The 26569-nt window shown below is 51.8% G+C and carries 26 protein-coding genes and 2 pseudogenes; 18 read left to right on the top strand and 10 right to left on the bottom strand.

Annotation, left to right across the window (positions count from 1 at the left end):
- The first annotated feature begins 100 nt into the window (after positions 1–100).
- Together BG55_RS07070 and BG55_RS07065 are read left to right on the top strand one after the other, a co-directional pair.
- The gene (locus tag BG55_RS07070; protein ID WP_034935928.1) at positions 101–448 is read left to right on the top strand and encodes a DUF1283 family protein; all 348 of its coding nucleotides are present in this window, start codon (positions 101–103) and stop codon (positions 446–448) included.
- A gap of 48 nt (positions 449–496) precedes the next feature.
- Positions 497–796: a DUF1161 domain-containing protein gene (locus BG55_RS07065; RefSeq protein ID WP_084276243.1), complete on the top strand. Its 300-nt coding sequence runs from the start codon at positions 497–499 to the stop codon at positions 794–796.
- A 462-nt stretch (positions 797–1258) separates the two neighbouring features.
- Here the strand turns inward: BG55_RS07065 and BG55_RS07060 are convergent, their stop codons facing one another.
- From BG55_RS07060 to BG55_RS22470, 3 genes are read right to left on the bottom strand one after another with little or no spacing between them, the layout of a single operon-like run.
- A complete protein-coding gene (locus BG55_RS07060) occupies positions 1259–1495 on the bottom strand; it encodes a hypothetical protein (protein ID WP_034935926.1) in 237 nt (78 codons plus the stop codon).
- A complete protein-coding gene (locus BG55_RS07055) occupies positions 1492–2007 on the bottom strand; it encodes a T6SS effector amidase Tae4 family protein (RefSeq protein ID WP_034935925.1) in 516 nt (171 codons plus the stop codon). The genes BG55_RS07060 and BG55_RS07055 overlap by 4 nt, the downstream gene beginning before the upstream one ends.
- Before the next feature lie 38 nt (positions 2008–2045).
- Positions 2046–2276 (bottom strand): hypothetical protein, encoded by a 231-nt coding sequence (locus BG55_RS22470; protein WP_152542674.1) that lies wholly within the window; start codon positions 2274–2276, stop codon positions 2046–2048.
- 150 nt (positions 2277–2426) lie between these two features.
- On the opposite strand from BG55_RS22470, the gene BG55_RS07050 reads away from it, so the two are divergent.
- The 4 genes from BG55_RS07050 to osmV are packed head-to-tail and all read left to right on the top strand — an operon-like array spanning position 2427 to position 5891.
- The gene (locus tag BG55_RS07050) at positions 2427–3143 is read left to right on the top strand and encodes an ABC transporter permease (RefSeq protein ID WP_034935984.1); all 717 of its coding nucleotides are present in this window, start codon (positions 2427–2429) and stop codon (positions 3141–3143) included.
- 25 nt (positions 3144–3168) lie between these two features.
- The gene (locus BG55_RS07045) at positions 3169–4095 is read left to right on the top strand and encodes a glycine betaine ABC transporter substrate-binding protein (protein WP_034935924.1); all 927 of its coding nucleotides are present in this window, start codon (positions 3169–3171) and stop codon (positions 4093–4095) included.
- Between the two features lie 9 nt (positions 4096–4104).
- Positions 4105–4752 carry an osmoprotectant ABC transporter permease OsmW gene (osmW, locus tag BG55_RS07040; RefSeq protein WP_034935922.1) on the top strand — a complete coding sequence of 216 codons (648 nt, stop codon included), beginning with the start codon at positions 4105–4107 and terminating at the stop codon, positions 4750–4752.
- Positions 4752–5891 carry an osmoprotectant ABC transporter ATP-binding protein OsmV gene (gene osmV, locus BG55_RS07035; RefSeq protein ID WP_034935921.1) on the top strand — a complete coding sequence of 380 codons (1140 nt, stop codon included), beginning with the start codon at positions 4752–4754 and terminating at the stop codon, positions 5889–5891. Before osmW ends, osmV begins: the two co-directional genes overlap by 1 nt.
- A gap of 44 nt (positions 5892–5935) precedes the next feature.
- Here the strand turns inward: osmV and bioD are convergent, their stop codons facing one another.
- The 3 genes from bioD to BG55_RS07020 form a co-directional block, all read right to left on the bottom strand.
- Complete coding sequence (gene bioD / locus BG55_RS07030) at positions 5936–6607, bottom strand: dethiobiotin synthase (RefSeq protein ID WP_034935920.1); 672 nt, start codon at positions 6605–6607, stop codon at positions 5936–5938.
- A gap of 244 nt (positions 6608–6851) precedes the next feature.
- Entirely contained in the window at positions 6852–8069 is a 1218-nt protein-coding gene (gene mlc, locus BG55_RS07025; RefSeq protein ID WP_034935919.1) for a sugar metabolism global transcriptional regulator Mlc, read from the bottom strand.
- 125 nt (positions 8070–8194) lie between these two features.
- On the bottom strand, positions 8195–9088 hold the full coding sequence (locus tag BG55_RS07020) for a LysR family transcriptional regulator (RefSeq protein WP_034935918.1): 894 nt from the start codon (positions 9086–9088) through the stop codon (positions 8195–8197).
- Between the two features lie 157 nt (positions 9089–9245).
- Here BG55_RS07020 and BG55_RS07015 point away from each other — a divergent pair, with 157 nt between their 5' ends.
- Positions 9246–10436, top strand: coding sequence for an MFS transporter (locus BG55_RS07015; protein ID WP_152542683.1), 1191 nt, complete (start codon positions 9246–9248; stop codon positions 10434–10436).
- 116 nt (positions 10437–10552) lie between these two features.
- Here BG55_RS07015 and msrA read toward each other — a convergent pair whose 3' ends face one another.
- Positions 10553–11080: a peptide-methionine (S)-S-oxide reductase MsrA gene (gene msrA / locus BG55_RS07010; RefSeq protein ID WP_034935916.1), complete on the bottom strand. Its 528-nt coding sequence runs from the start codon at positions 11078–11080 to the stop codon at positions 10553–10555.
- Positions 11081–11090: 10 nt separating this feature from the next.
- Positions 11091–11753 carry a TetR/AcrR family transcriptional regulator gene (locus tag BG55_RS07005; RefSeq protein WP_052018728.1) on the bottom strand — a complete coding sequence of 221 codons (663 nt, stop codon included), beginning with the start codon at positions 11751–11753 and terminating at the stop codon, positions 11091–11093.
- Positions 11754–12059: 306 nt separating this feature from the next.
- On the opposite strand from BG55_RS07005, the gene bhsA reads away from it, so the two are divergent.
- The 5 genes from bhsA (at position 12060) to tus (ending at position 17358) form a co-directional block, all read left to right on the top strand.
- Entirely contained in the window at positions 12060–12314 is a 255-nt protein-coding gene (gene bhsA / locus BG55_RS07000) for a multiple stress resistance protein BhsA (protein WP_034935914.1), read from the top strand.
- A gap of 46 nt (positions 12315–12360) precedes the next feature.
- Positions 12361–12618: a hypothetical protein gene (locus BG55_RS06995; protein ID WP_034935912.1), complete on the top strand. Its 258-nt coding sequence runs from the start codon at positions 12361–12363 to the stop codon at positions 12616–12618.
- A 418-nt stretch (positions 12619–13036) separates the two neighbouring features.
- On the top strand, positions 13037–15079 hold the full coding sequence (locus tag BG55_RS06990) for a choline transporter (RefSeq protein WP_034935910.1): 2043 nt from the start codon (positions 13037–13039) through the stop codon (positions 15077–15079).
- A gap of 775 nt (positions 15080–15854) precedes the next feature.
- Positions 15855–16256, top strand: coding sequence for an H-NS family histone-like protein (locus BG55_RS06985; RefSeq protein WP_034935908.1), 402 nt, complete (start codon positions 15855–15857; stop codon positions 16254–16256).
- Positions 16257–16428: 172 nt separating this feature from the next.
- Positions 16429–17358: a DNA replication terminus site-binding protein gene (gene tus, locus BG55_RS06980; RefSeq protein ID WP_034935907.1), complete on the top strand. Its 930-nt coding sequence runs from the start codon at positions 16429–16431 to the stop codon at positions 17356–17358.
- A 73-nt stretch (positions 17359–17431) separates the two neighbouring features.
- Here tus and fumC read toward each other — a convergent pair whose 3' ends face one another.
- Positions 17432–18829, bottom strand: a complete 1398-nt coding sequence (gene fumC / locus BG55_RS06975) for a class II fumarate hydratase (protein WP_034935906.1) — start codon at positions 18827–18829, stop codon at positions 17432–17434.
- 194 nt (positions 18830–19023) lie between these two features.
- Here fumC and manA point away from each other — a divergent pair, with 194 nt between their 5' ends.
- The 3 genes from manA (at position 19024) to add (ending at position 23250) form a co-directional block, all read left to right on the top strand.
- Entirely contained in the window at positions 19024–20205 is a 1182-nt protein-coding gene (gene manA / locus BG55_RS06970) for a mannose-6-phosphate isomerase (RefSeq protein WP_034935904.1), read from the top strand.
- Between the two features lie 335 nt (positions 20206–20540).
- Positions 20541–22043 carry a YdgA family protein gene (locus BG55_RS06960; protein WP_034935901.1) on the top strand — a complete coding sequence of 501 codons (1503 nt, stop codon included), beginning with the start codon at positions 20541–20543 and terminating at the stop codon, positions 22041–22043.
- Between the two features lie 208 nt (positions 22044–22251).
- Entirely contained in the window at positions 22252–23250 is a 999-nt protein-coding gene (add, locus tag BG55_RS06955; RefSeq protein ID WP_034935900.1) for an adenosine deaminase, read from the top strand.
- A gap of 130 nt (positions 23251–23380) precedes the next feature.
- On the opposite strand, the gene BG55_RS06950 is transcribed toward add, so the two are convergent.
- A complete protein-coding gene (locus tag BG55_RS06950) occupies positions 23381–24424 on the bottom strand; it encodes an oxidoreductase (protein WP_034935898.1) in 1044 nt (347 codons plus the stop codon).
- Between the two features lie 64 nt (positions 24425–24488).
- Between BG55_RS06950 and BG55_RS23195 the strand changes: the two are divergent.
- The 3 genes and pseudogenes from BG55_RS23195 to BG55_RS21385 all read left to right on the top strand — a co-directional run.
- Positions 24489–24777: pseudogene (locus BG55_RS23195) on the top strand (recombinase family protein); the annotation flags it as partial.
- Between the two features lie 74 nt (positions 24778–24851).
- Positions 24852–25931 (top strand): hypothetical protein, encoded by a 1080-nt coding sequence (locus BG55_RS06940; RefSeq protein WP_152542596.1) that lies wholly within the window; start codon positions 24852–24854, stop codon positions 25929–25931.
- A pseudogene (locus BG55_RS21385) lies at positions 25931–26569 on the top strand (hypothetical protein); the annotation flags it as partial. The gene BG55_RS06940 and the pseudogene BG55_RS21385, both read left to right, overlap by 1 nt.

Below are 26569 nucleotides of genomic sequence, written 5' to 3'. Positions count from 1 at the left end.
GTGAGCACCGCTCCATTGTCAGATAATTCGGGCAGAAATTATCGATGTTTGCGAGTAGAGGCCATTATGTTGGCAAGCCTCTACAATTAAGGAACCGATAATGAAAATGACGATGAAAACCTGGCAGAAAGTGACGCTGCCGTTACTGCTGTCTGTTTCGCTGTTCAGCATCGTGCAGGGCGCGCAGGCGCAAACCGATACGCTGGTTATTCAGAATGGCAGTAACCCTTTAAGTAACGAGCAGGCGCGTCAGCAGAAACAGCAGTGGGATCAAACGCAACGTCTGCGCAGTAAAGAGAACCTGCGCGATGAGAAAAATTTTGATAAGAATGACCGGGCCATCGATAACCGGGATGCCTGCGATCAAAGTCTTAATGTTAACGCCTACTGGGAATCCGGCACACAGCGCTGCCTCGACCGTCGTACCGGACGCCCGGTCGCGCCCTGACAGGATAATACTGCTATAGTTATCGCTGGTTTCATACAAAAGGACAGGATGATGAAAAAAATGAAGTGGATGTTAAGCGCACTGATTGTCGCCACTCCCCTGATGGTACAGGCATCATGCGAAACGGTAAAAGCAGATATTAACCAGAAAATTATTAAAAACGGTGTGGCCGAGGGCAGTTTTTCACTGGAAATCGTGCCCAGCGATCAGGCCGATCAGGCTGGCGGTCAGGTAGTCGGACATTGTGACAATGACAGTCAGAAGATCGTCTATAAACGTGATGGCAGTGAAAACAATGCGCCGGCACCGGCTAAAACCGGCACCTCGCAGGATGCCCCTTCATCCTGATGATGCAGACCTAGCCTGGCACCGTGACGAATGTTGCCTGCGGTGAAACTTCCCGGCAACGCTGTCAAATGGTTACGGCTGACCAGACAACAGCGCTACTGACCTGCTCTGGAAATGGCTGCTGATGCGGCCTTTTTTTATGCCCGCTGTGGCTGCTTGCAGGGAGCCAAACCCCATGGGGCTGAATTTTCCGGCAACTCGCCGAGCTGATTTTATTCAGCTATTACGCTGCAATGATGCATTAACGCGCCATGACTAGCTACACCATTGAATCTTCAGACTCGTTTGCATCGCGCAGACAGTATCGGGCAGTGAATGATAAAAATTTCAGTGTCTTACCGTAAAGCAGATTGCTGAAGGCTTAATCTGACATGATAACTATCAATTCATCGCCGGGCTGCTGAAAATTTGCCAACTGCACCACACACTGTAGAGCGACGCAGAGGGTAAAGCGCTGGATGTTCAGCGCTGGCGCTTTTTATTGAGGTAATACCGCATGTAAAGTCCGCCTGTCACTGCACCTGTAATCCCGGATAATGGTGTGCCAATAAGCAGTATTAAAGCGTTCTGATCCATCTGGTCATTGCTGACTATCGGCCCCGTTATTAAATGAGCCAGGGTTGGAAATAAACCAAGGAAAGCAAGCACCATCACCAATGTACAACCTGTGATTGAAATGAGAATTTTTAATCTGTTCATTTCATTTTCCAGAACCAGATTTCTTTTGAATCAAAAAGGTCACTAAGCACCCCTTCCCAGTGAAGCCCCCAATGAATCCTGAAATAACTGATATGGGTTGTCAGGCGCTTACCGTTCCAAAGGTCAATGTGATCGCCTGTCCTGTTAGCGAACGTTTCATTTCCCCTGCGCCAGAAATCTTTAAAAAATATTATCCCTCTGTTACCCCTGAGAAGAGCCTTAAAATTTTTATCTGTTAACTTAATCACAGGAGCCATGCCATCGAATGGATTCATGCGCAGGGCAAGAGCCAGTTCTTCAGCCCGCAATACGTGCCCCTCTTTTTTAGGGTGATGCCAGCAAAATGCCGCTCTCAATCGGGTAACGTCGCAGCCACAGCGGGCCAGCGCCGTACCCAGGCGAATAGCGCACTGATCATCAAAAGCTTTCAGGCCGTTGGACAGGCGACATGGGTTCGCATCGCCTTTGATTTCGGGGTGGGCATTCCACAGAGATTCAAACGATAAAGCCATAACGCAACTCCTGTAACGTTAGTGTCAGGCTGCATTGATTAGCATGACGCGCAGAAGATAACCACTGTTAAATACAGATCTGGCTTGCCTAATGGAGATGAAACCTGAACCTCTTCTTTAACTCTCTGTCTTCGACGTTTAATGACAGCACAAATCCCGCGCTTAAAACCACCTGATAGCGCCAGCTCGCGCCAATAAGTGACATTGTCACCAATATGACGATAAATATTGTTTATCAAGCCCAGGCCAGTATTTATCAGGGCTGCCATCGAATGCGCACATTTTCTATCCTGCTGATTTTCGGCCTTAAACTGGCATCTGTCGTCAGGAGCTGCTATAGCTTTTAATGCTCTTTTTACCTTTAAATAACAAAAAGCGCCATAAGCTCTATTTATTGACTGTCAGGGAGAATGGATAACATGCAAAACGCATCGCTTCTGCGGCGGGCATTGCTTGCCGTGTTTTTTATTGTCGTGGCGATTGGCCTGCTGGTTTACGGGTTAGGCATCGACACCATCAGGGCCCGTCACGTCGATCTGGTCTACCTTGGGCAAAAACATATGATGCTGGTTTTCTGGTCGATGCTGGCAGCGCTGCTGGTGGGTATCCCCAGCGGCATCATTCTGAGTCGCCCGTTTGCCCGCCGCTGGGCTGAATTTGTGATGCAGATTTTTAACGTCGGTAACACCCTGCCCCCGCTGGCTGTACTGGCAATGGCGATGGTTATCATTGGCATTGGTGAAAAACCAGCCATTATCACGCTGTTTCTTGCCTCACTGCTGCCGATCGTCCGTAACACCTATTCTGGTCTGTGTGCTGTCCCGGCCTCACTGATTGAGGCGGCTAATGGCATCGGCATGACCAAAGGACAGCGCCTGCGACAGGTGGAACTGCCCAATGCACTGCCGGTGATCCTTTCAGGCGTGCGCATTGCCACCGCCATCAATGTTGGTACTGCACCTCTGGCGTTCCTGATTGGGGCCAGTAACTACGGCGAGCTGATTTTCCCCGGTATTTATCTTAATGACTTCCCCACGTTGATTCTGGGCGCAGTAGCTACTGCACTGTTTGCGTTGATCCTCGACATGTTGCTGGCCGGACTGGGACGTTTACTCAGCCCGCATGCTGCCGCATAGAAGAATGAAGAAAAAGGAGTTAACCATGGCGCAGGCCATTAATCTGACCCGCTGGGTCCGCAATACCGCGCTGGCGCTCAGCGCCCTGCTGGCATCTGCTGCCAGCGTCAGTGCAGCCACACCGATTGTGATGGCCACTCAGAGTTATACCGAGCAGCATGTGCTGTCAGCCATGACCACCCTTTACCTGAGAAAAAAAGGGTTTCAGATTGAGCCAAAGACCAACATTGCCACCACCATCAGCCGCAACGCGATGATCAACAAGCAGATTGATATGACCTGGGAATACACCGGCACCTCGCTGATTATTTTCAACCATATCACCCAACCCATGTCTGCGCAGGAAGCTTACGAAACGGTCAAAAGGCTGGATGCGAAAAGGGGTCTTGTCTGGCTGAATCCGGCACCAATGAACGATACCTATGCTTTTGCCATGCAGCGCAAACGTGCTGAGGCTGAGCATATTGAGACGATGTCGCAGCTGGTGGCGAAAATTGAACAGGTACGCAAAACGGATCCTGAGCATAACTGGACACTGGGTCTGGACCTGGAGTTCGCCGGTCGTTCTGACGGCCTCAAACCGCTGCAAAAAGCCTACAATCTGACGCTGGACAGACCACAAATCCGGCAGATGGATCCGGGCCTGGTCTACAACGCGACCCGCGACGGTTTTGTCGATGCCGGACTGGTTTACACCACCGATGGCCGGGTAAAGGGCTTTGATCTGAAAGTATTGCAGGATGATAAAGGCTTCTTCCCAAGCTATGCGGTGACCCCGGTGCTGACCAAAGAGACGCTGGATTCACACCCCGGTCTTGCTGATGCGCTGAATATTCTGTCCCCGATGATCACCAATGAAGCGATTACGGAAATGAACAAACGTGTGGATATCGACCACCAGTCACCGCAGCAGGTGGCCAGTGATTTTCTGAAATCTAAAGGTTTGCTTTGAGGAGGCGGCATGGAAACTATCCATTATTTCATTGACAACTGGAGCTATTTAGCCAGCCTCACCTTTCAACATCTGTGGCTGGTAGGCCTGGCCGTAGGCCTGGCAATCATCATTGGCGTTCCGCTGGGTATTCTGATTGTGCGCTACAAATGGCTGGAAACCCCGGTGCTGGGACTGGCCACCATCGTGCTGACCATTCCGGCTATCGCGCTGTTCGGCATGATGATCCCGCTGTTCTCGCTTATTGGTCAGGGGATTGGCGTACTGCCAGCAGTAACCGCCGTGTTCCTCTATTCACTGCTGCCGATTGTCCGTAACACCCATACCGCGCTGGAAAACCTGCCTGACGGTTTACGCGAGGCTGGCCGGGGTATCGGCATGACATTCTGGCAGCGCCTGCGCTGGGTGGAAATCCCGATGGCGCTGCCGGTGATTTTTGGCGGGATCCGCACCGCTGTGGTGATGAACGTTGGCGTAATGGCCATCGCCGCGGTGATTGGTGCGGGTGGACTTGGCCTGTTGCTGCTGGACGGTATCAGCGGCAGTGATATTCGTTTGTTAATTGCCGGTTCGGTGATGATTTGTTTGCTGGCGATAATTCTCGACTGGCTGCTGCATCGTTTGCAGCTGGCGATGACACCTAAGGGGATTCGATAATGATAAAACTGGAAAACCTGACTAAAACCTTTACCCAGAAAAACGGTACCACGATAAATGCGGTGGATAATGTCAGCCTGAACGTGCCGGAAGGCGAGATGTGCGTGCTGCTGGGCCCCTCCGGCTGCGGCAAATCAACCACGCTGAAAATGATTAACCGCCTGATACCTTCAACCAGCGGCAAAATCCTGATTAATGGTGAAGATACCAGCGGGCTGGATACGGTAACCCTGCGACGTAATATTGGTTACGTTATTCAGCAGATTGGTCTGTTTCCCAATATGACCATTGAAGAAAATATCACCGTGGTGCCCAAAATGCTGGGCTGGGATAAAAAGCGTTGCCATGAGCGCGCCAGTGAGCTGATGAGTATGGTCGCGCTGGACCCGAAAAGCTTCCTGCATCGCTACCCGCGTGAAATGTCCGGTGGACAACAGCAACGCATTGGCGTGATCCGTGCCCTGGCTGCGGATCCACCGGTGCTGCTGATGGATGAACCTTTTGGTGCGGTAGACCCGATCAACCGCGAGGTGATCCAGAATGAGTTTCTCGATATGCAAAGGCAGTTGAAGAAAACCGTGATGCTGGTCAGTCATGATATCGATGAGGCCCTGAAGCTGGGGGACCGTATCGCTGTGTTCGGTCAGGGTAAAATCGTGCAGTGCGCCAGCCCGGACGAGCTGTTAGCTACGCCACGTAACGATTTTGTCGGTTCGTTTGTCGGTCAGGACCGAACGCTCAAACGCCTGCTGCTGGTTTCCGCAGGGGATGTTACCGACCAGCAACCCACCATTACTGTGCAGCTCTCCACCCCGCTTACTGAAGCATTTGGCGTGATGGATGATAACGATATGCGATCCATTACCGTAGTGGATGCGGAACAACGTCCACTGGGCTTTGTAAAACGTCGTGAAGCACGTGGCGGTAGCGGCAGCTGTAGCGACATACTGCACACTTTTAAAGTTACTGGCCGTGCGGAAGAGAACCTGCGTGTCGTGCTGTCAAAACTCTATGAGCATGACACCACCTGGATGCCGATTGTTGATGAAGACGGACGTTACAGCGGAGAGATATCACAGGATTATATTGCTAATTATCTCAGTTCGGGACGCACACGACGGGCGCTGAATCTGGCGTAAATAAACGGGCGACAGGATGATTTCTTTCTCCTGTCGCCATCCGGTCAGCCTCTCCCGACCACACTCAGGTCAAAATAGTTTGCCAGATCTCGCGTTTCAATTTTTGCCAGATAGGGTAACTCCCCCAGTTTGGGTGCCGGAATTTTGTTGCTCAACACATCAATAATTTCCGCATAATGCGCCAGACCGGGATTGATCCGGTTAGCAACCCAACCGAGCAGCGGCAGTCCATCATTTATAATTGCCTGCGCGGTCAGCAACGCATGGCTGATACAACCCAGCTTGATACCTACCACCATCACCACCGGCAGTTTTTCTGTTACTGCCCAGTCAGAGAGCGGCCGCATATCATTCATCAGGCTACGCCAGCCGCCGGTTCCCTCAACCACCACATGGTCGCTGCAATCGCTCAGCGCATGTAATCCCCTGCTCAGCAGCGAGTAATCAATGCAGCAGTCGCGGCTGGTGCTGATTTCATCATCAAGCAAGGTAATGGGATTCACAGCAGAATAAGGTAGCACCAGCGAAGAGGCAGACTGTAAAATCAGCGCATCTTTATTACGCGGCCCCGCTTCCGTATGTTGGCTGCTTTTCGCTACCGGTTTAAAGCCAGCCACGCATTTATTTCCTGTGGACAGTTTTTGCAGAAGCGCACGACTGACCACTGTTTTACCCACCTCAGTATCGGTACCAGTGACAAAAAAACGCTTTAACATGCTGCTCTCCACATCCCGATCCTCACCAAAATTGATAAGAATTAATGAACATTTAAGACGAAACATCTTAGGGCAGGCGCAGGGAAAACAGCTTGCGTTAGCGCAACATTTTCCGCGATAAAACGCAAAGTCATGGAAATATCAGGCAGGTTTTTCCGGTTAAAGCGCGATGCGACACCTGAAAATGTCTGAAACGCTGGCGGGTAAAAAAAGTGAAAACTTTATCCGTATAAACCTGAAAGGTTCAGCCCTGTAATAATTTTATCAGCAGCGTTCCGTTATACAGGGCGTCTTTAATTAACGCCGCGCCAGGCAGGGTGCCCTGATTTTGAAAAAAGGTTGGCAGTACTTCAGTGTCAGCGCTGTACGCCTGAAACGCCTGACGCCGGACAGACTCGCTGATGGCGGGATGGAGAATGTCACTGGCGCGATTAAGCGGCGAGCCAATCAGGATTTTTTGTGGATTAAACAGATTAACCATTAAGGCGAGTACCCGGCCGACACTGTGACCCACATCGATAATAATATCTCTGGCCAGTCGGTCACCCGCCAGTGCCGCATCGCACAAGCTGTCAACGGTCAGCGACTGCTGATGTAACAGACTGGAATCCGCCGCCCGCAGTCTTTGTGCTGCCATATCCAGCATGCTTTCGCAGCTGGCAACGGTTTCCAGACAGCCATGATTGCCGCAATAACAAGGCTTTCCATAGGGATCGACCTGCGTATGCCCAATCTCAACGCGTCTTATGCCGTCGCCGTGCAGCAGATGACCGCCGGTTACCACGGCGGCGCCGACATGATTATCAATCACCACCTGGATAACCTCAGTGGCGTCCCGGGCCGCGCCGAACAGCACTTCCGCCATCAGCCAGGCATTGATGTCATGCTGAAGGTAGACAGGCAGACCGGTACATTTTTCCAGCTCCGGTCCCAGCGGCATATCTTTGTCCGGGTAGAGCGGTATGCTGTGCACTATCCCCTGAACGCTGTTCAGAATTCCCGGCAGCGTGATGGCGATTGCCGTCAGCCTCTCCAGTCTTTGCTGATGGCGGACAAAGAAATGATTGATCTCTGTGATAATCCGTTCAGATAACGGCTGCGCATCCCCGGGCGGCAGCGGCCTTGATTCTTCCACCACCAGCGAACTGCTCAGGTCCCGCAGCGCCAGGGTGATTTCACCATTGCCGATACGTACTGACAGGTAGTGCCATGCTACGGTATCGAGGATCAGGCCAATGGCGGGCCGTCCCCGACTGCCAGGCTCCTGAAATTCCGTTTCCTGCACCAGATGAGCTTCAAGCATCTCACGCACAATTTTGGTAATGCTGGCGGGTGCCAGTTGAGCTTTGCGAGCCAGTTCAATACGCGAAATGGGACCAAACCGATCGATTAACCGGTAAACCACGCCTGCATTAGTCTGCTTAATCTGATCGATATGACCAGGCTGGCTTTCCATTATCACGCCCCTGCTCTCACTTATTTTCGCGCCTCTAAATAAACCCTCCGGTCATGGTGAAACACTTCCCTGACCACGTCAAATATTTGATTAAGAATGTGATTTACCGCACATAAAAACGCCCGAATGGCTTAATCAGGACCACTCAGCAGCAGATTTTTCATCTGCAATATTGTGGCGCTCAGCTCCCGCTGTCTTGTCCAGACCAGCCAGACTTCAGACCAGGCATCCTCTTCCTCAAGCGGCAGCCAGCAGATCGTTTCCAGCCGGGCACGGCGGAAAGAGGCGGGCAAAATGGACACCCCCAGGCCGGTTGCCACCAGGCCCAGAATGGTCATGGCTTCCCCCACTTCCTGAGCGATGGCCGGATAAACCGTATAACGATGCAGGAACGCCAGCGTCTCGGCATAAAGCGCCGTGCCAACCTGCGGATCAAAAAAAACGAAGGGCTCACCATGTAACTCCTTCACTGAGACGGAGCGCTGCGCAGCGAGGCGATGTGCACGGTGTACGACGGCACATAATGGCTCTCGCAGGATCAGCTGGTGCGCCAGCGTATCGGGCAACGAAGTGTTACGCATTACGCCAAGATCAAGCCGTCCTTCAATCAGTGGCTCCAGCTGCTGACGACTGTTGATCTCCTGCATGCGAATTTGCACCTCCGGATAGCGCTGACGGAAAGTGTAGAGCGCATCTGAAACGCTGCTGATGAAAGGGGCGGAAGAGGTAAATCCAATACGCAACTCTCCGGCTTCCCCGCGATGAAGCCTGGCCGCTTTGTTCGCTGCCAGAGAGACGTCCTGCATAATCTGCCGTGCGTCGGCCAGAAACTGCACGCCTGCGGCAGTCAGCTGAACACTGCGGTTAGTTCGCGACAGCAGACGGGCACCAATCTGTTGTTCGAGGATCTGGATTTGCTGACTCAGCGGCGGTTGAGAAATATTCAGACGACGGGCTGCGCGTCCAAAGTGCAGTTCTTCCGCCACAGCAATGAAATAGCGCAGGTGGCGCAGCTCAATATTCATATTTTAAAAGTATCATTTGAGATTATTAATAGATTAGACATCATAATAATCGCTTATTACAGTGGAGTAACTTGGTTTTATTCAGGAATTTACCGTGAGCCGTTTTACACAATCTGTTTCACTGGCGCAGCGTAGATCTGTTGCTTCCGCAACCGTAATGGCTGAAAAGGACTATATCAGGCGAGGGACCCCGCTGTTTATTCGCGCGACGCTGGCGCTTTTTTCCGCGGGCCTGGCTACCTTTGCCCTGCTCTATTGTGTCCAGCCCATTCTCCCGGTCCTGTCGCAGGAATTTGCTATTGATCCAGCGACCAGCAGCCTTTCTCTGTCGGTCGCCACCGGGATGCTGGCCCTGGGCCTGCTGGTTACCGGCCCGTTGTCGGATGCGATCGGCAGAAAGCCGGTGATGGTCGCCGGCCTGCTACTGGCTTCATGCTGCACCCTTGCCTCTGCCACCATGAACAGCTGGCACGGCATTCTGCTTACCCGTGCACTGACGGGCCTCTCGCTGAGCGGTGTGGCAGCGGTAGGGATGAGCTGGCTCAGTGAAGAAGTTCATCCGGGGGTGGTTGCTTTTTCAATGGGGCTGTACATCAGTGGTAATTCCATTGGCGGCATGAGCGGCCGTCTGCTGAGTGGCGTGGTAACTGATTTCAGCAGCTGGCGGCTTGCCGTGGCGGTAATTGGCTGTTTTGCGCTGGCCTCTGCCGTAATGTTCTGGAAAATTCTGCCCCCTTCCCGACATTTTCGCGCTGCGTCTCTCAAACCTCGTAGCCTGATGGTCAATTTCCGTCTGCACTGGCGCGATCCGGGGTTGCCGTTGCTGTTTGCTGAAGGTTTTCTGCTGATGGGCGCATTCGTCACCCTGTTTAACTACATTGGCTACCGTTTACTGGCTACGCCGTTTTCGCTCAGCCAGGCAACGGTTGGCGTTCTTTCACTGGTCTACCTGACGGGTTCATGGAGCTCTCCAAAAGCCGGAGCCCTGACAGCCAAACATGGACGGGCGGTCGTTCTGCTGTTTTCGACCAGCATGATGCTGGCTGGTGTGCTGATCACCCTGAGCGCTTCACTCTGGTTAATCTTTGCAGGGATGATGCTGTTTTCAGCCGGCTTTTTTGCTGCACATGCAGTCGCCAGTGGCTGGATTGGGCACCGCGCACGTCGGGCAAGAGGGCAGGCTTCATCACTGTATCTGTTCAGTTATTATCTGGGGTCGAGTCTGGCGGGTACGGCCGGAGGTATTTTCTGGCATCAGTTTGGCTGGCAGGGCATTACCGCATTTATCACCCTGCTGCTGCTAACAGCCCTGCTGGTTGCTGTACAGCTGAGAAAACGTCAATTGTGACACAATTTGACTTAAGGTGTTTTGAGTGAAAAGTGACCACCAGCCAGAACGATTTTCGCAATAATGCATTCTGGCTGGCGCAGCCGGTTTAATTTCATCAAACCGGCGGGTGGGGGTTATTTCGTCCGGCTCGCGTAACGCTTTTGCAATTTTTGCAGTTTGGGAGGAATAACCGCCAGACAGTAACGATTCTCCTGCCCTTCACCTTCCCAGTAATTCTGATGGTAATCTTCAGCCGGATACCACTCCCCTTTTTCAATGGTGGTTACAACCACTTCGCTGTACTCATCCTGAGCGCGGGCAATCGCCGCTTTCGCTTCCAACGCCTGATGTTCATCAAGCGGAAAAATCGCAGAGCGATACTGCGTGCCGATATCATTTCCCTGACGATTCAGCTGGGTAGGATCGTGAGTGGCGAAACTGATATCCAGCAGTTCACCATAGCTGATTTTTTGCGGATCGAATCCCAGACGGATGGCCTCAGCATGACCGGTTTCACCACTGCACACCTGTCGATACGTTGGATTGGGCAGATGACCGCCAATGTAACCACTTTCAACTGACTCAACGCCATTAATCTGCTTGAAGACGGCTTCAGTACACCAGAAGCAGCCTCCGGCGATGATTGCATACTCGATTGTCATGATGTTCTCCTCAATTGCCTGCCTGCTGACCAGCATAGCTGGCAGGTTGAATTAATACAGGCCATTGCAGCATAAGCATGTCGATAATGCTATCCAGTTCCTGCCGGCTTGCTCCTTCTCTGGCGCGTACCGACATCCCCTGAAGCAGACAGGCAAGATAGGTACTGAGCCTGCCGACATTGGTATCAGCGTGAATTTCCCCGGCTTGTTGCCTTGCCAGTAAAAAGGTGTTCAGGTCATTTTGCTGGCTGATATGGCGGGTCTGTAACATATGTGCGACCTCACCGGACTGAGCAGACAGCGCTGAGGAGGTGCAGATAAAAAAACAGCCTGCCGGTTTATCACCCGCCGTGAAACACGCAGCCGTGGAGCGGAAATAGTTTTCAACACCCTGCGCTACACAGCTCTCGGGGCAAACCAGTGCGGACTTACGTTGTGCGGCAAATTTTTCGATGTAGCGATCGAGCGCTGCACGGAAAAGACCTTCTTTATTAGTAAATTCAGCATACAGCGTCGGCGCTTTAGCGCCGGTGGCTGCAACCAGATCGGACAGAGATGTGGCTTCATAGCCATGCAGCCAGAACAGTTCCAGCGCCTTGTCCAGCGCCATCTCCCGGTCAAAGGTTTTTGGCCTGCCGCGACTTTTGGATGCACAATGTTGGTGGTCAGTCATCACTTCACCCCCTGCCTGTTCAGGCACATCAGATTAAATTACCAATCATTATAAAAAAATGCCCTGCGCCTGTCGAGCAGCCGGTATGCGAAACGTTTTCGGCCTGATTCAGCACTTTTCATCATCACGACAAAGCCATGTTTAAAATTTAATTTTCTATTTATATCAGCTTATTAGGCTATTTATTAGTGATCGATAATAAAATACTGTTGACCAGTCACTCCGAATAAAATACGATTAAATTATCGATCGTTAATTAATGACGACGCGACTTCTGAATCAACCTGAATTAAGTGAGAATTTATTATGAAAAATATCAAAATGTCCCTGATTGCTGTTGCTCTGACATCTCTTTCTTTTGGCGGCTATGCGGCTGAACTGGTGAATTCCGATCCCTCTGCGCAGCAGCAAGCCGGGGTGATTTCAGCAACCGGTAACAACCTTTCTGCGCTGGAAGCAAGTCTGTCAGCTAAGGCCGACGCACAGGGCGCAAAGGCATTTCGTATTACCTCTACCACCGGTAATAATCGTATGCATGCCACCGCAGTGATTTATCAGTAACAGAAGTTACTGGCAGATCGCGCAGAACAACATCTGAGGTATTGCCATGAAAAACATTAATTTTTTTCTGGCAGCCGTACTGTATAGCTTTTTTTCTTACAGCGCGACGGCGGCAGTGCAGGCTCACAACCTGCCCTGCCAACAGCAGGAAAGCGACATCGTTGCTGCAACGGGAAGCAGTAATTTGATCTCGCTGAAGAGACAACTCACTGATACAGCCTCGGTTACAGATAGCCTGTCGCCACAAGTAAGGTCAGTTTCTGTCCGCAACAATCTTCGTCTCACCACAGCAGTGTATAATTAGTCCCTCTCCCTGGCCGTCCCTCTTAACCTGTCGACGGCCTTGTTCGCTCCAGCAAAATATCTCATCCAACAACTTTTCCTTATTACTGATACTCCCGCTTCGCTTATGACAGTTAATTTAAGCCGTATCAGATTTTTCACAGCTTTATATATCCATAAGCTTTATATGTTTATTGTTTCATTACTTTTGAATGGACCTTTTTAAATTGAATGTTCAATCAATAAAAACTATGATTGTGCCAGTTTTTTAACATTCACAGCATAAAAATTACAGCAGCTCTTTCACCAATGCATTGAAAATCATGCAGATAGTTAACAACCCCTGATTAAATTGCCAGTGTGGTTAGCGGATACGGATGACAGTTTCCTGGTATGCGCTAAGACGCACTTTGCAACGCTCAGGCGCTTGCGGAGAAAATATGCCAACAACAGAAATACTGAAAAGAGAACAGCAGGATCGCATTAACCCGGTGGTTTTTTATACTTCAGCCGCGCTGATTTTATTATTTTCCCTGACCACCATCACCTTCACGGATTTTTCCGACCAGTGGATCAACCGTACTCTTCAATGGGTGTCTGCAACCTTTGGTTGGTATTATTTACTGGCCGCTACGGTTTATATCGTCTTTGTGGTGCTGATTGCCGCTTCGCGATTCGGTTCAATAAAACTGGGACCTGAGCAATCCAAACCCGAATTCAGCCTGATGAGTTGGGCCGCAATGCTGTTTGCAGCAGGGATTGGCATCGACCTGATGTTTTTTTCAGTCGCCGAGCCGGTGACACAATATATGATGCCCCCTGAAGGCCAGGCCGAAACAATGGAGGCAGCGCGCCAGGCGATGGTCTGGACTCTGTTCCACTACGGGCTGACCGGCTGGGCCATGTATGCATTGATGGGCATCGCACTGGGTTATTTCAGCTATCGTTACGGGCTGCCGCTGACAATACGCTCCGCGCTCTATCCGATTTTTGGTAAACGAATTAACGGTCCCATTGGTCACTCTGTCGATATCGCGGCGGTGATTGGCACCATATTTGGTATTGCCACTACCCTTGGCATCGGCGTGGTGCAGTTGAACTATGGTCTGAATGTGCTGTTTGATATACCAGAAGGACTTGCCGTGCAGGGGGGGTTAATTGCTCTCTCGGTGATTATGGCTACGATTTCAGTGACTTCCGGGGTTAACAAAGGGATTCGTTTTCTGTCAGAGCTGAATGTATTTCTGGCGGTTGGCTTGATCCTGTTCGTCCTTTTCGTTGGCGATACCCGTTTTCTGCTGAATGCTCTGGTGTTGAACGTCGGTGACTACATCAACCGTTTTATGGGAATGACCCTGAACAGTTTCGCCTTCGACCGCCCCACCGAATGGATGAATAACTGGACACTGTTTTTCTGGGCCTGGTGGGTGGCATGGTCCCCCTTCGTCGGGCTGTTTCTCGCGCGGATTTCACGGGGGCGTACCATCCGCCAGTTCGTGGTGGGTACGCTGACCATTCCATTTATTTTCACCCTGCTGTGGCTGTCGATTTTTGGTAACAGCGCACTGAATGAGATTATCCACGGCAACGCCGCTTTTGCGCAGGAAACGCTCGGACACCCTGAACGTGGGTTCTACAGCCTGCTGGCGCAGTACCCGGCCTTTACCTTCAGTGCGTCGGTGGCAACCATTACCGGTTTGCTCTTTTATGTCACTTCTGCGGATTCCGGTTCGCTGGTGTTAGGGAATTTCACTTCGCGCCTCAGCGATATCAATCACGATGCGCCAAACTGGCTGCGTATCTTCTGGTCGCTGGCGATTGGTGTGCTGACCATGGGAATGCTGATGGTCAATGGTGTCAGTGCCTTACAAAAAACCACGGTGATTATGGGTCTGCCATTCAGCTTCGTGATCTTCTTTGTTATGGCCGGGCTGTACAAATCGTTGCGCGTTGAAGATCACCGTCGTGCCAGTAGCGTAGTCAGTACACCGCCGGTGCCTGTTTTACGCGACGATCGTCTGAACTGGAAACAGCGCATTTCAAGGGTAATGCACTACCCCGGTAGTACCCATACGCGAAAAATGCTGGAAAGCATCTGCCGTCCGGCGATGGAAGAAGTGGCGCTGGAGCTTGAACGCAGGGGCGCTCAGGTACAGGTTAACGAACTTTCCCCCACCGGAGATGAGCGTCTTAACCATCTTGAAATGCTGGTCAGTCTGGCTGATGAACAAAGTTTTGTGTATCAAATCTGGCCACAACGCTATTCCGTACCGGCCTTTACCTATCGTGCCCGCAGTGGTAAGTCCGACTATTTCCGACTGGAAACGTTTTTACTTGAAGGCAGCCAGGGTAATGATCTGATGGATTACACCAAAGAGCAGATTATTAATGACATTCTTGACCAGTATGAGCGTCATCTGACCTTCCTGCATATTCACCGGGAAGCACCGGGTAACACCATGTCTTTCCCTGAAGTGCCCTAATCTCGCGGTAAAGCAGCAGATAAAAAAGGGAATAAACACTTTTTTATCTGCATATACCCTCTTTTTTTATCTGCCTGATGTATCCCTGCCAGACCGGTCCTGCGTGGTGCCTGATAAAAAAAGTTCCTTCGGGTTTGAGATAAAAAGCTGTAAATATCCTCTGTGACCTGCTGGCAATTGTTGTCCCTGGCTGTAAAGCCTTGTGGGATATTGACTTACCGCGACTTTTTTTTACAAGAATTACTAAAGATAACCGCGATGATTTTATTCATTAAACAGTATGTTGTAACTAAAATGATAATCATGCATCAGGTATTCTCCAGGTCTGCTACCCAACGGGTTAACCCCTGTACACTTCAGGAAATAAGTTGATAAAGGTTATTGTTACAGGAATAGCAGAGGCCTTCCTTAACACGTTGAAGAAGTTACTAACCGACGTAATTATTAAATGAGGTTCAGTGCGAGGTATGCCTGGCCTTTGCTGATTAGCTGAATATATGGCGCAGACCAGACCATGCTAATTATTCGCCAGCCCCACTTTTTCTCCTCATTACCCGTAATGGCGACAAGCAACAGGCAGTAAGACTAATCTCAATATTGTAAATATATGCGCAGTCATCGAGGGTTTATTCGCAAAAAATATGAAAAAGAAGGCGAATAAAGAAATATTTTCTTGTTGAGGTATTTTTTACTGAGCAATTTCTATGTACACTGACCATCGTTCGATTCAAACATTGATTAAGTTTAACCACTCACAACGCTACGGACTCCTTATATGAGCGAAACGCTGAAAGTATTAAATAACATCCGAACTCTTCGTGCTCAGGCCCGGGAAGTTTCTTTATCTGAACTTGAAGATATGCTGGAGAAACTCGAAGCGATTGTTAAAGAACGTCGCGAAGCTGAAGCGGCGATTGCTTCAGAAATTAAAGAAAAAGAAGAAAAACTGGCAAAATATCGTCAGATGTTGCTCGACGATGGCATTGATTTAAGTGAGCTGACTTCTGCTGAGACGACTTCTGGTAAATCTCGTGCCAAACGCGCTCCTCGCCCGGCAAAATACCAGTACACCGACGAAAACGGTGAGAAAAAATCATGGACCGGCCAGGGTCGTACTCCTGCGGTAATCAAGCAGGCGCTTGACGAAGGCAAGCAGCTGGATGATTTTCTGATCTAATCTCCGGCCACGCTGGTCACATCAGCGTGGCACCTTTTAACCCTTTTAGCTGATATTTATTCTCCCTGTCTGCCCTGCGCTCTCTTTTCCCAATAACAAAATTTTTCGCTGAATCAATTGATGCTATAAATCAAATCACCTGATGAGTATGTTGTAACTAAGGATTGAGAGGATGAAACGATACGATGCGGCTGAAAATCTGCGGTGCTGTATAGCCGATATTGAACACGCCCTGATGTTGTTAACAGAACAAATAGAACAACAGCGCCTGCTGGTCGCCAGAGTGTTCGAACTACCGCCAATCAGAAAAGGGGAAGATCATCAGCCCGTCACCGAAATTAAAGTCAAACAGCATCTGGGCAAGCCAGGGTTAAAAATGGCTCTGGCGCATTACAATCATCTGTTTATGCAGCATCAGTCAGAAACGCTGAGCACTAAATCCGCCGTGCGCCTGCCGGGTGTTATTTGCATAGAGGCTGATGCGCAACAGTCTGCCCTTCTTATCCAACAGATCGAAAAGATAAACGCGCTCAAAGCCAGGCTTGAAAAAATAATCACCGTTGACTCCGGTGTAACCAGTGAGGAAAGATTTGATTTTGTCCACAGGCAACTGCATGGACTGATTACCCTGAATGCCTATCGCTCAATAACCGTGCTGAACGGTGTAGATTCTGTTCGGTTTGGCTGGGCGAATAAGCACATCATCAAAAACGTTTCCCGGCAGACAATACTCGAACAACTTAAAAAAAGTCTTAACGCCGGCAGAGCCTCAGCCCCCTGGACGCGAGAACAATGGGCAGAGAAATTGCAGGAAGAAATAAATCTGATTAATTGTTTGCCAGAAAACATCCGGCTAAAAATTAAACGTCCGGTAAAGGTACAGCCACTGGCAAGGGTATGGAGTAAAGAACAACAGAAGCAAACCCAGCTGGCCTGTCCCTCTCCACTGTTAGTTCTTTGTGAAAATGCCAGTCAACTGCCAAAAACAGGTGAATTACTTAATTACGATGCAAAAAACGTCGTTCATCGTTTTAAACCTCGGGCAGAGACACTTTATTTACTTATTCCACGACTTCATCTCTACGGTGATCGACCGGGCTGACCGACCGGGGATTTTCCGGGTAAAAAAAGAGCGGAATATTTTCCGCTCAGGCCGCTCTTATTTCTTACTTACATCATGACTTCATACTGCCAACCATATCTTCGGGGCGCACCCAGGCATCAAACTCCTCTTCAGAGAGATAACCCAGCTTTAACGCCGACGCTTTCAGTGTCAGCCCCTCTTTGTGCGCTTTTTTAGCAATTTCTGCCGCTTTATCGTAACCAATATGGGTATTTAATGCGGTCACCAGCATCAGTGATTCATTAAGGAGTTGTGAAATGCGTTCCCTGACGGGTTCAATGCCTGTCGCACAGTGGTGGTTGAAGCTGTCCATACCATCAGCCAGCATGCGCACAGACTGCAAAAAGTTGTGGATGATCATCGGACGGTAAACATTCAGCTCAAAGTTTCCGGACGCGCCGCCCAGATTGATTGCCACATCATTCCCCAGCACCTGGCAGCAGAGCATGGTCATCGCTTCACACTGGGTTGGATTAACTTTGCCCGGCATAATCGAACTGCCCGGCTCATTTTCCGGGATGGCAATTTCGCCAATACCACAACGCGGTCCGGACGAGAGCCAGCGAACATCATTGGCAATTTTCATCAGCGAGGCGGCCAGTCCTTTCAGTGAACCGTGGGCATGAACCAACGCGTCACAGGTCGCCAGCGACTCAAACTTATTCGGCGCGGTAACAAAAGGATGACCGGTCGCTTCTGCCAGCGCTTTCGCCACGCGCACGGCATATTCCGGATGGGTATTAAGCCCGGTCCCCACTGCCGTACCCCCCAGCGCCAGCTCAGCAAGGTGAGGAATACTCTGCTCGATATGCTTCAGATTATGGCTGAGCATCGCCACCCACCCGGAAATCTCCTGCCCCAGCGTCAGCGGCGTGGCATCCTGTAAATGCGTCCGGCCAATTTTAACGATGTCTTTAAAGGCGTCCGCTTTCGCAGCCAGGGTTTTATGCAATACGTTCAGTGCAGGCAGAAGATGTTCACGCAGCGCGATGACCGCAGCAACGTGCATTGCCGTGGGGAAAACATCATTGGAACTCTGGCTTTTATTGACATCATCATTGGGATGGATGACGCGGGACATGCCACGCTCACCACCCAGCAGCTCACTGGCGCGATTAGCAAGCACCTCATTCATATTCATGTTGCTCTGCGTGCCCGATCCCGTCTGCCAGACAGCCAGTGGAAACTCATCACTGTGCTTTCCTTCCAGCACTTCATCAGCGGCGGAGACGATTGCTCGCGCTTTTTCTTCCGGCAACAGCCCGAGATCCTGATTAACTCTGGCGGCGGCACGTTTGGTCAGCGCCAGTGCATCTATCAAAGCAGCGGGCATTTTTTCCGTTGAGATGCGAAAATGTTCCAGTGAGCGCTGTGTCTGTGCGCCCCACAACTTTTCTTCAGGTACATCGATGGGGCCCATTGAATCTTTTTCAACGCGATTAGCGGCCATGACTGTCTCCTTTGGTTAAATGGCGGGAATAATTTGTTGCTGGTATTTGCGGTTATCAGGCGCAGGAAGCCGTTTTTCATACAATAATTTAACATTATGCAGTGTATACCTCTTTTCTGCACTGCCGATTGCCTTTTAGTAAAGGTTTTCTGCTTTAATAACCTTCGCGTCCACCTGATTATTTATGAGTTAATATGCAAAAATTAATCAATTCGCTGCAACATTATGCATGGGGTAGCCGCCATGCGCTGGACAGTTTGTATGGGATAAGCGATCCACAACAGCGCCCGGTTGCTGAAATGTGGATGGGAGCACATCCTAAAAGTTCCTCTTATATTGAAGTCAAAGGCGAAAATCGCTCACTCCGTGAGGTCATTGCCGAAAACCCGGAAAAGATGCTGGGTGAAGAGATCGCCGCGCGCTTTGGTGAATTGCCTTTTTTATTTAAAGTACTTTGTGCTGAACAGCCGCTGTCGATTCAGGTCCATCCCAGCAAGCCTGCGGCAGAAGCGGGTTTTGCCCGCGAAAATGCTGCCGGGATCCCCCTGAATGCCGCTGAACGAAATTACAAAGATGCTAATCACAAGCCTGAGCTGGTTTTTGCTCTGACCCCATTTCACGCCATTAACGGCTTTCGTCAGCGACACGAAATCGTCTCTTTGCTGCAGCCGGTAGCCGGGGCGCATCCTGCCATTGCTCATTTTCTACAGTTATCTACCGACGGTCTGCCTGAACTGTTTTCTGCGCTACTTTCCATGCAGGGGGAGGAGAAAAAACGGGCGCTGGATGTTCTGAAAAGCGCACTGAGCGGTCAGCCCGGTGAGCCCTGGCAGACCATTGCCCGGATTGCAGACTTTTATCCTGATGACAGCGGTCTGTTTTCACCGCTGTTGCTGAATGTCATCACCTTACAGCCCGGTGAAGCAATGTTCCTGTTTGCCGGCACCCCTCACGCTTACCTGCATGGCGTGGCACTGGAAGTAATGGCTAACTCTGACAACGTATTGCGTGCCGGACTGACGCCCAAACATATTGATGTTGCGGAGCTGATGGCAAATCTGCAATTTGAGTCCCGCCCTTTCGACAGCCTGCTGACGCGGCCCGTCCGGCAGAACGAGATGCTGTCATTCCCGGTGCCGGTGCCGGATTTTGCCTTTTCCGTGCATCTGCTGAGCGACACAGCGTTGACTGTCAGGCAACAAAGCGCCGCTATTTTATTCTGCATTGACGGGCAGTCGGAGATAAGCGACGGCCACCGCAGGCTGAAACTGGCTCCCGGAGAAGCTTGTTTTGTGCCCGCCGCCAGCGGCCCGTTGACATTAAGCGGCACGGGTCGCACGGCGAGGGTTTATAACCGGGTGGGAGATTGCGGCTGACGGCATCGGCCACAATTGCTATTATCAATCAGGTTGATACGTTCTCTGTTTCAGCAGTGGCTCTGGCAAGCCTGCACGATGAGAGCGGGGACATTTTCTGTCGTTCCTGTAGCGGATTTTCAGGGTCAGCATTCGGAAAGAGCGCAAATCTGTCTGCACTGGCTGAAAGGTGAAAAATTCCGCCACCGCCTTTCATCACGACAGGAACAGCTCTTCCGCCTGAGGGACAGGGATGAGACCAAAAACGCCTGTATGGCGTTTTTTAGTTCGTGGGACGTTAACCGACCGGCGGGTGATGCCGTAGTCAGCGACTTGAATAAAGGACAATGTTACAGATGAAGAGAACAAAGATAGCAATTGGCGTAGTGGTTGCGCTTGGGGTGGTCTGGACAGCTGGGGCATGGTACACCGGTAAACAGCTGGAAAAAAATATGGACGAACTGGTGCAGAATGCCAATGCTCGTATGAACGAGATGGCACCGGAAAGCCGCCTGCGGTTGAGCTACCAGAACTTTAAACGCGGCCTGTTCAGCAGTACCGCGCAGGTAGTGATTCAGTCCAGCTCACAAACAGAAGATAACGCCTTACTGAAACCTGGTCAGAGCATCGTGTTCAATGAAAAAATCGATCACGGTCCCTTCCCTTTTGCCCAGTTGAAGAAATTCAATCTGATCCCCAGCATGGCTTCCGTGCACAGTCAGCTGGAAAACACTGACGCAGTGAAAAAGCTGTTTGAAGTCACCAAAGGTCAGTCGATTGTTCAGGTTGATACCCGCGTGGGTTACAGCGGTAACACGGTGTCTGATGTCACCCTGCTGCCCGTTGATTACAGTAATCCTCAGACCAGCGAACGTTTCGCCTCCAGCGGGGGCAAGCTGCACATCAGCGCCGATGAAAAAGGCGATAAGGTGAATTTCAGTGGTCAGCTGGACAGCCTGACCCTCACCGCGCAAAACCAGCTGAATATGCCGGTGCTGTTTACTGCCAACGGCCTCAATCTGGATGCCGAGACTCAGCTCAGTCCGGAGGGAATGCGTGTTGGCGATCAGAGCATCAACCTGAAGACGCTGGCGGCGACGGTCAACGGTCAGCCTGCCTTTAACGCAGAAGGGCTGAATGGTAAGTCTTCGTTCAGCGCCGAAAACAGTCTTATTTCAGGAACGATTGATTATGCTCTGGCATCGTTGAAGGTGCAGGGCCAGGATTTTGGTCAGGGCAAGCTGGCAATTAAGCTGACTAAATTCGACGCTAACGGGATGAAAGCCTTCTCGGAAAACTATAACCGTCAGGCACAGGCGCTGGCCAACGATCCCGCCCTCAACGCTAATCCGGAATTGTACCAGCAGCGTCTGAGCCAGGTGCTCAGTGCCAACCTGCCGCTGTTGCTGAAAGGCAATCCGCAGCTCGATATTGCCCCGCTGAGCTGGAAAAATGCCAAAGGTGAGAGCAGCCTTAACCTCGCGGTTCAGTTTAAAGATCCGGCTACCGGCGTGGCGCAGCCGCAGAATGTGACTGAAGCCGTCGATAAAGTGCTGAAAACACTGGATGGTAAACTGTCCATCTCGATGGATATGGCGACCGAACTGATGACTCATGTGGCGATGGCGGAAGGTCACAAACAGGATGACGCTGCCAGACTGGCAGAGCAGCAGGTGAAAGGCATGGCTGCGATGGGCCAGATATTCCGCCTGACCACGCAGCAGGACAACAACATCATCACCAGCCTGCAATATGCTGAAGGTCAGGTGACGATGAATGGCGAAAAAATGACGCCAGACCAGTTTTTCTCCCGCTACACGCTGGGCGGCAGCGCACCAGAAGCCGTTCCGGCCCCCTGAACAGCCAGTACGGTGACCATTATCTTTCTCAGGGCGCCCATCTGGCGCCCTTTTTATTTTATGACGGCTGGGCGTCCGGCCCTCATGGCCTGAAAACAGGGTCAAATAACCAACAATTAACCGTCCGATGGCGCAATTTTCTGGCAGAAAAGCGCTAAATGTTTTTATACTGTTCTGCACTTTACCGCTAACTACAGAGTGCAACCGCATGATCGACAGCCAGCTCCCGCTTACCGATATCCACCGCCACCTTGATGGCAATATTCGCGCACAAACCATTCTTGATTTAGGCCGCCAGTATAACCTTACCCTTCCGGCCTCGACGCTGGAGACGTTGCGCCCCCATGTGCAGGTGACAGAAAACGAACCGGATCTGGTCAGTTTTCTGCATAAGCTTGACTGGGGGGTCAAAGTGCTGGCCTCGCTGGACGCCTGCCGTCGCGTGGCGCTGGAAAACGTTGAGGATGCCGCCCGTGCGGGGATCCACTACGCAGAACTGCGCTTTTCACCGGGCTATATGGCGATGACCCATCAGTTACCGGTGGCGGGCGTGGTGGAGGCGGTGATTGACGGTATCCGCGCCGGATGTCAGCAACACGATATTGAGATACGTCTGACGGGCATTATGAGCCGCACCTTTGGCGAAGAGGCCTGTCTGCGCGAACTGGAAGGCTTGCTGGCTCACCGTGATGGCATTACCGCGCTGGATTTGGCCGGGGACGAGCTGGGTTTTCCAGGCAGCCAGTTCCTCAGCCACTTCAACCGCGCCAGGGATGCGGGTTTCCGCATTACGGTTCACGCCGGAGAAGCCGCCGGACCGGAAAGTATCTGGCAGGCTATTCGCGAACTGGGCGCTGAACGTATCGGTCACGGCGTAAAAGCCGTTGAGGATCCGGCACTGATGGATTTCCTCGCCGCCCATCAGATAGGCGTGGAATCCTGCCTGACATCGAATATTCAGACCAGCACAGTGCCATCGCTTGCCCGTCATCCGCTGGCAACCTTCCTTGACCACGGCATTCTTGCCACCATTAATACCGATGATCCGGCGGTACAGGGTATTGAGCTGGCCCATGAGTATCAGATTGCAGCACCCGCGGCGGGCCTCAGCCAGGCACAAATCCGCACCGCTCAGGAAAACGGGCTGAAAATTGCGTTTTTAAGCGAAAGTGAAAAGCAGGCAATTCGCGCAAAAGTTGCTGCCTGAGGCGACCAGAAACAACCTGTTGTCCGGCAGCCGTTCGGGATAAAAAAAGCGGGGGATTAACAGCATCCCCCGCACTAATGTCACGGTACTTCGCCAGCTGGCTTTGCCATTCGGCCAGACTTTTTGCCAGCTACTTCAGCGACATAGTCTGGCGTTTTTCCGCCGATTGCAGGCCCAGTTCAATCAACTCCATCACCTGGATGGCCTCTTCCGCCGTCACCGGGTTATTCCCTCGACCGAGAATGGCATCGCGCACCCCGGCATAATAAGCAGGATAGTTACCCGGAGTGGTCAGCAGCGTCTCTTCCACCAGCGAACCGTCATCAGAGGCTATCGTCACCACGCCATCACGCATATCATAGCCCCACTCTTCCTGTGGTGGCCGGACGCCCGACTTAAGCCTGTCTTCCTGTGGATCCAGACCGAACTTTACGTAACTGCCTTTGGTGCCGTGTACCTGATAGCGCGCTGATTCAGCCGGCACCAGCATACTGGCGTGCAGAACCACCCGACGCTGAGGATAGGTCAGCACCGCATGAAAGTAGTCGGTGGTTTGTGCCCCAGGCCGCAGTTCAGTCATATCGACAGTGATGGCAACCGGTGAGCCGAACAGCTGCAACGCCTGATCGATCACATGCGGCCCTAAATCGTACCAGATACCGCTTCCAGCCCCTTTCTGTTCGCGCCAGCGGTTACGCACTTCCGGCCGAAAGCGGTCGAAATGTGACTCAAAATAGCGCACTTCGCCAAGCGTTCCCTGCTCCAGCAACGTTTTCAGCGTAAGGAAATCGCTGTCCCAGCGGCGATTGTGAAATACCGACAGCAGCAATCCGCTGGCCTTAGCCAGCGCGTCCAGTTCACGAGCCTGTGACAGTGTCACGGTAAAAGGCTTGTCCACCACCACATGCTTACCGGCATTCAGCGCGGCTTTCGCCAGTGGAAAGTGGGTATCATTTGGCGTGGGGATCACAATCAGCTGGATTGTAGGATCGTCAAACAGCGTCTGCGGATCGGCTACCACGCTGGCCGAGGGCCAGTCAGCGTGGACTTTAGCTGCATCACTACTGGAAACGACCGCCAGCTCCATTCCGGAAGTTCCGGCAATCAATGGCGCATGAAATGTCTTGCTGGCAAAGCCGTAGCCAACCAGCCCTACCCGAATTTTATCGCTCATTTGCACTCCTTTTGTCACATATCCAGATGATTTAAGACCATCAATCGGGTAAGAACAAGCAGGAATGACCCGAATTGTCATCGGGCAGCTGTCTGCCATCAATAACATGCTTATCGATTTGATGGCCATAGTCTTTCATAAGGACTGGCTGAACCGCCGCCAGCACTAAAAGCAGGAAATTGAACGGGGCCATATGCGGAATAAATACCGGGGAAAAAAGGCCGACCATCAGTAGTATCAGAAAGTCCTCTATTATCGGCAGGAAGAAATTGAGCATTCGTGAAACGGCAGACGTGACAGGATACAGCCCCTCCCGGTTATGCTGCATTCAGGCACCAGACCGGCAACCATAAACGGAAAATTTTGGCTGAGTCACGCCAGGTGTATGATGGCCGGTATTAAACCAGAGCAACTAAAAGGATTTGGTATGCTTAAGACACAAAATGCTCCGCTGCTCCCGACCATACGCTGGCCGGTACCAAAAAATAACCGGGGTGGAGAGTTCAGTAACCTCCGCGAAATTCTGGCACATCTTGAGGGTGAAGCCGCCGGGCACTGGCTTATTGGCCGCCACGGCATGTGGCACGGAGGCATCCACATCAGTGATGCCACCACCCCATGGTGTGCGCTCAGCGGTCAGGCGATGAATGAGGCTCTGGATTTTCCGCTGCCATTTCCGGGAGAGCAGCCCGTGCGGTGTATGGTGGACGGTGAGGTGGTGGCGTACCGGATTAACCGGGATTACCTCAGCGTGCCGTGGTACGGGGGGGATTTATGCTACTCCGGGTCTTTTGTGCTTATTCGCCACCGTATTCAGCCAGGGAAAACGACAGAGGGCGCGCTGACCTTTTACACACTGTACATGCACCTCGCGCCGTGGCTGGCCTACCCGGGGCAGGACAGTACGGCGTTTAAGGTGGCGGACGGCCGGCATCTGAATGCGTATGTCGACATGTCCCGGCAGTGGATGGCGACGGTGCTGCCATCCGGCACGCGGGTGACATGGGACAAAGCGGACAGCGCCGGCATGATGACCGGAAGCAACGGGCGACAGTATGCGTACGTCACGCTGGCGGAGCCGGTTTCGGGCAGAATGAGCCTGAAAACCGGGGACCGGGTGTGGACGCTGTGCGACAGCGGCAATCTTCTTCCGGCCCGCGACAGCGCCACCCGTCCGGCGTGGTGGTCGCCATTCCTGCCGCCGTCACGTGAAGCCGTGCAGTTTGATACGGTGGTATGCCCCACCCCCTGCCCCATTAACGCCGGAGACCCGGTGGGCCATCTGGGGTATTTTCAGGTTCCCACTGAGGACGGGCATGAAAAACGCTATCAGGTGCATATCGAATGCCTGACCACGGATGACCTGCCGCGCTTCCTGAGCAATCCGGAAGGCACGGGGCGTGACACGCCCGCCTTTGCCCGCTGTCCGAAGGGCATTCCGGTGTACCTGAAAGACAGTGACGGAAAGGTATACCCGGGCCTGATAACCACGCAGACCGAAAGGTGATGGCGCTGTCCGGGCAGGCTGTGACGGACCAGGAAGGGAAACGCTACTGGCCGGGCGGGACATCGCACGGGCTGCTGGCAGAGTCGGATATGCAGTTGCTGTCGCAATATGACCTCACCGGTCGGGGTTTTGAAACGACGACAGACAGCCCGGCGAGCTTTGACCATCTCGATGGAAAGAAGCAGCCGAAAGGGCTGGTGAAGACAATTTTTGAGCGGTTTTTCAGCGTGGCGGATAACGACGGGAAGCCCTGGAGCAAGGCGGTGGCGTTCAACTACCGACAGCTGCTGAACAAAATTGACGACGTAAAATCTACCGGCTACTACCCGGAACAGTACCGGCGGGCGGTACAGAACCCGTCAATGCGCGATTACCTGTACCGTCTGTGCGTGAAACATCCCTGTGAGTGGTACTACTCATCGGAAGATCCGATCTGGAAGTCTTTCTTATCACCCACGATGAAGAAGGAATCGCCGGAATGGTACGCCTGGAGCGTGAAGATTCTGACGGACACGCGCTGGATGCATCTTGTGCCTTACATGGAAGAAAATCAGTGGCATATGCACCCGCTGGTGTTTCCTGACGCACTCAGGGCGAAGAAAAAACAGGGATGGGCACACAGCCCGTTTGCTGAGCTG

Origin of the sequence: Erwinia mallotivora (genome assembly GCF_000590885.1) — a bacterium.
Classification (GTDB): Bacteria; Pseudomonadota; Gammaproteobacteria; order Enterobacterales; family Enterobacteriaceae; genus Erwinia; species Erwinia mallotivora.
The sequence above is the reverse complement of the archived record's forward strand: the minus strand, read 5'-3'. Positions and strand labels throughout refer to the sequence as shown.

Excerpts from the sequence above, each read along its gene's own strand:
- BG55_RS07070 (WP_034935928.1), top strand. The coding sequence starts at position 101 with ATGAAAATGACGATGAAAACCTGGCAGAAAGTGACGCTGCCGTTACTG.
- BG55_RS07065 (WP_084276243.1), top strand. The coding sequence starts at position 497 with ATGATGAAAAAAATGAAGTGGATGTTAAGCGCACTGATTGTCGCCACT.
- BG55_RS07060 (WP_034935926.1), bottom strand. The coding sequence starts at position 1,495 with ATGAACAGATTAAAAATTCTCATTTCAATCACAGGTTGTACATTGGTG.
- BG55_RS07055 (WP_034935925.1), bottom strand. The coding sequence starts at position 2,007 with ATGGCTTTATCGTTTGAATCTCTGTGGAATGCCCACCCCGAAATCAAA.
- BG55_RS22470 (WP_152542674.1), bottom strand. The coding sequence starts at position 2,276 with ATGGCAGCCCTGATAAATACTGGCCTGGGCTTGATAAACAATATTTAT.
- BG55_RS07050 (WP_034935984.1), top strand. The coding sequence starts at position 2,427 with ATGCAAAACGCATCGCTTCTGCGGCGGGCATTGCTTGCCGTGTTTTTT.
- BG55_RS07045 (WP_034935924.1), top strand. The coding sequence starts at position 3,169 with ATGGCGCAGGCCATTAATCTGACCCGCTGGGTCCGCAATACCGCGCTG.
- osmW (WP_034935922.1), top strand. The coding sequence starts at position 4,105 with ATGGAAACTATCCATTATTTCATTGACAACTGGAGCTATTTAGCCAGC.
- osmV (WP_034935921.1), top strand. The coding sequence starts at position 4,752 with ATGATAAAACTGGAAAACCTGACTAAAACCTTTACCCAGAAAAACGGT.
- bioD (WP_034935920.1), bottom strand. The coding sequence starts at position 6,607 with ATGTTAAAGCGTTTTTTTGTCACTGGTACCGATACTGAGGTGGGTAAA.
- BG55_RS07020 (WP_034935918.1), bottom strand. The coding sequence starts at position 9,088 with ATGAATATTGAGCTGCGCCACCTGCGCTATTTCATTGCTGTGGCGGAA.
- BG55_RS07015 (WP_152542683.1), top strand. The coding sequence starts at position 9,246 with ATGGCTGAAAAGGACTATATCAGGCGAGGGACCCCGCTGTTTATTCGC.
- msrA (WP_034935916.1), bottom strand. The coding sequence starts at position 11,080 with ATGACAATCGAGTATGCAATCATCGCCGGAGGCTGCTTCTGGTGTACT.
- BG55_RS07005 (WP_052018728.1), bottom strand. The coding sequence starts at position 11,753 with ATGACTGACCACCAACATTGTGCATCCAAAAGTCGCGGCAGGCCAAAA.
- bhsA (WP_034935914.1), top strand. The coding sequence starts at position 12,060 with ATGAAAAATATCAAAATGTCCCTGATTGCTGTTGCTCTGACATCTCTT.
- BG55_RS06995 (WP_034935912.1), top strand. The coding sequence starts at position 12,361 with ATGAAAAACATTAATTTTTTTCTGGCAGCCGTACTGTATAGCTTTTTT.
- BG55_RS06990 (WP_034935910.1), top strand. The coding sequence starts at position 13,037 with ATGCCAACAACAGAAATACTGAAAAGAGAACAGCAGGATCGCATTAAC.
- BG55_RS06985 (WP_034935908.1), top strand. The coding sequence starts at position 15,855 with ATGAGCGAAACGCTGAAAGTATTAAATAACATCCGAACTCTTCGTGCT.
- tus (WP_034935907.1), top strand. The coding sequence starts at position 16,429 with ATGAAACGATACGATGCGGCTGAAAATCTGCGGTGCTGTATAGCCGAT.
- fumC (WP_034935906.1), bottom strand. The coding sequence starts at position 18,829 with ATGGCCGCTAATCGCGTTGAAAAAGATTCAATGGGCCCCATCGATGTA.
- manA (WP_034935904.1), top strand. The coding sequence starts at position 19,024 with ATGCAAAAATTAATCAATTCGCTGCAACATTATGCATGGGGTAGCCGC.
- BG55_RS06960 (WP_034935901.1), top strand. The coding sequence starts at position 20,541 with ATGAAGAGAACAAAGATAGCAATTGGCGTAGTGGTTGCGCTTGGGGTG.
- add (WP_034935900.1), top strand. The coding sequence starts at position 22,252 with ATGATCGACAGCCAGCTCCCGCTTACCGATATCCACCGCCACCTTGAT.
- BG55_RS06950 (WP_034935898.1), bottom strand. The coding sequence starts at position 24,424 with ATGAGCGATAAAATTCGGGTAGGGCTGGTTGGCTACGGCTTTGCCAGC.
- BG55_RS06940 (WP_152542596.1), top strand. The coding sequence starts at position 24,852 with ATGCTTAAGACACAAAATGCTCCGCTGCTCCCGACCATACGCTGGCCG.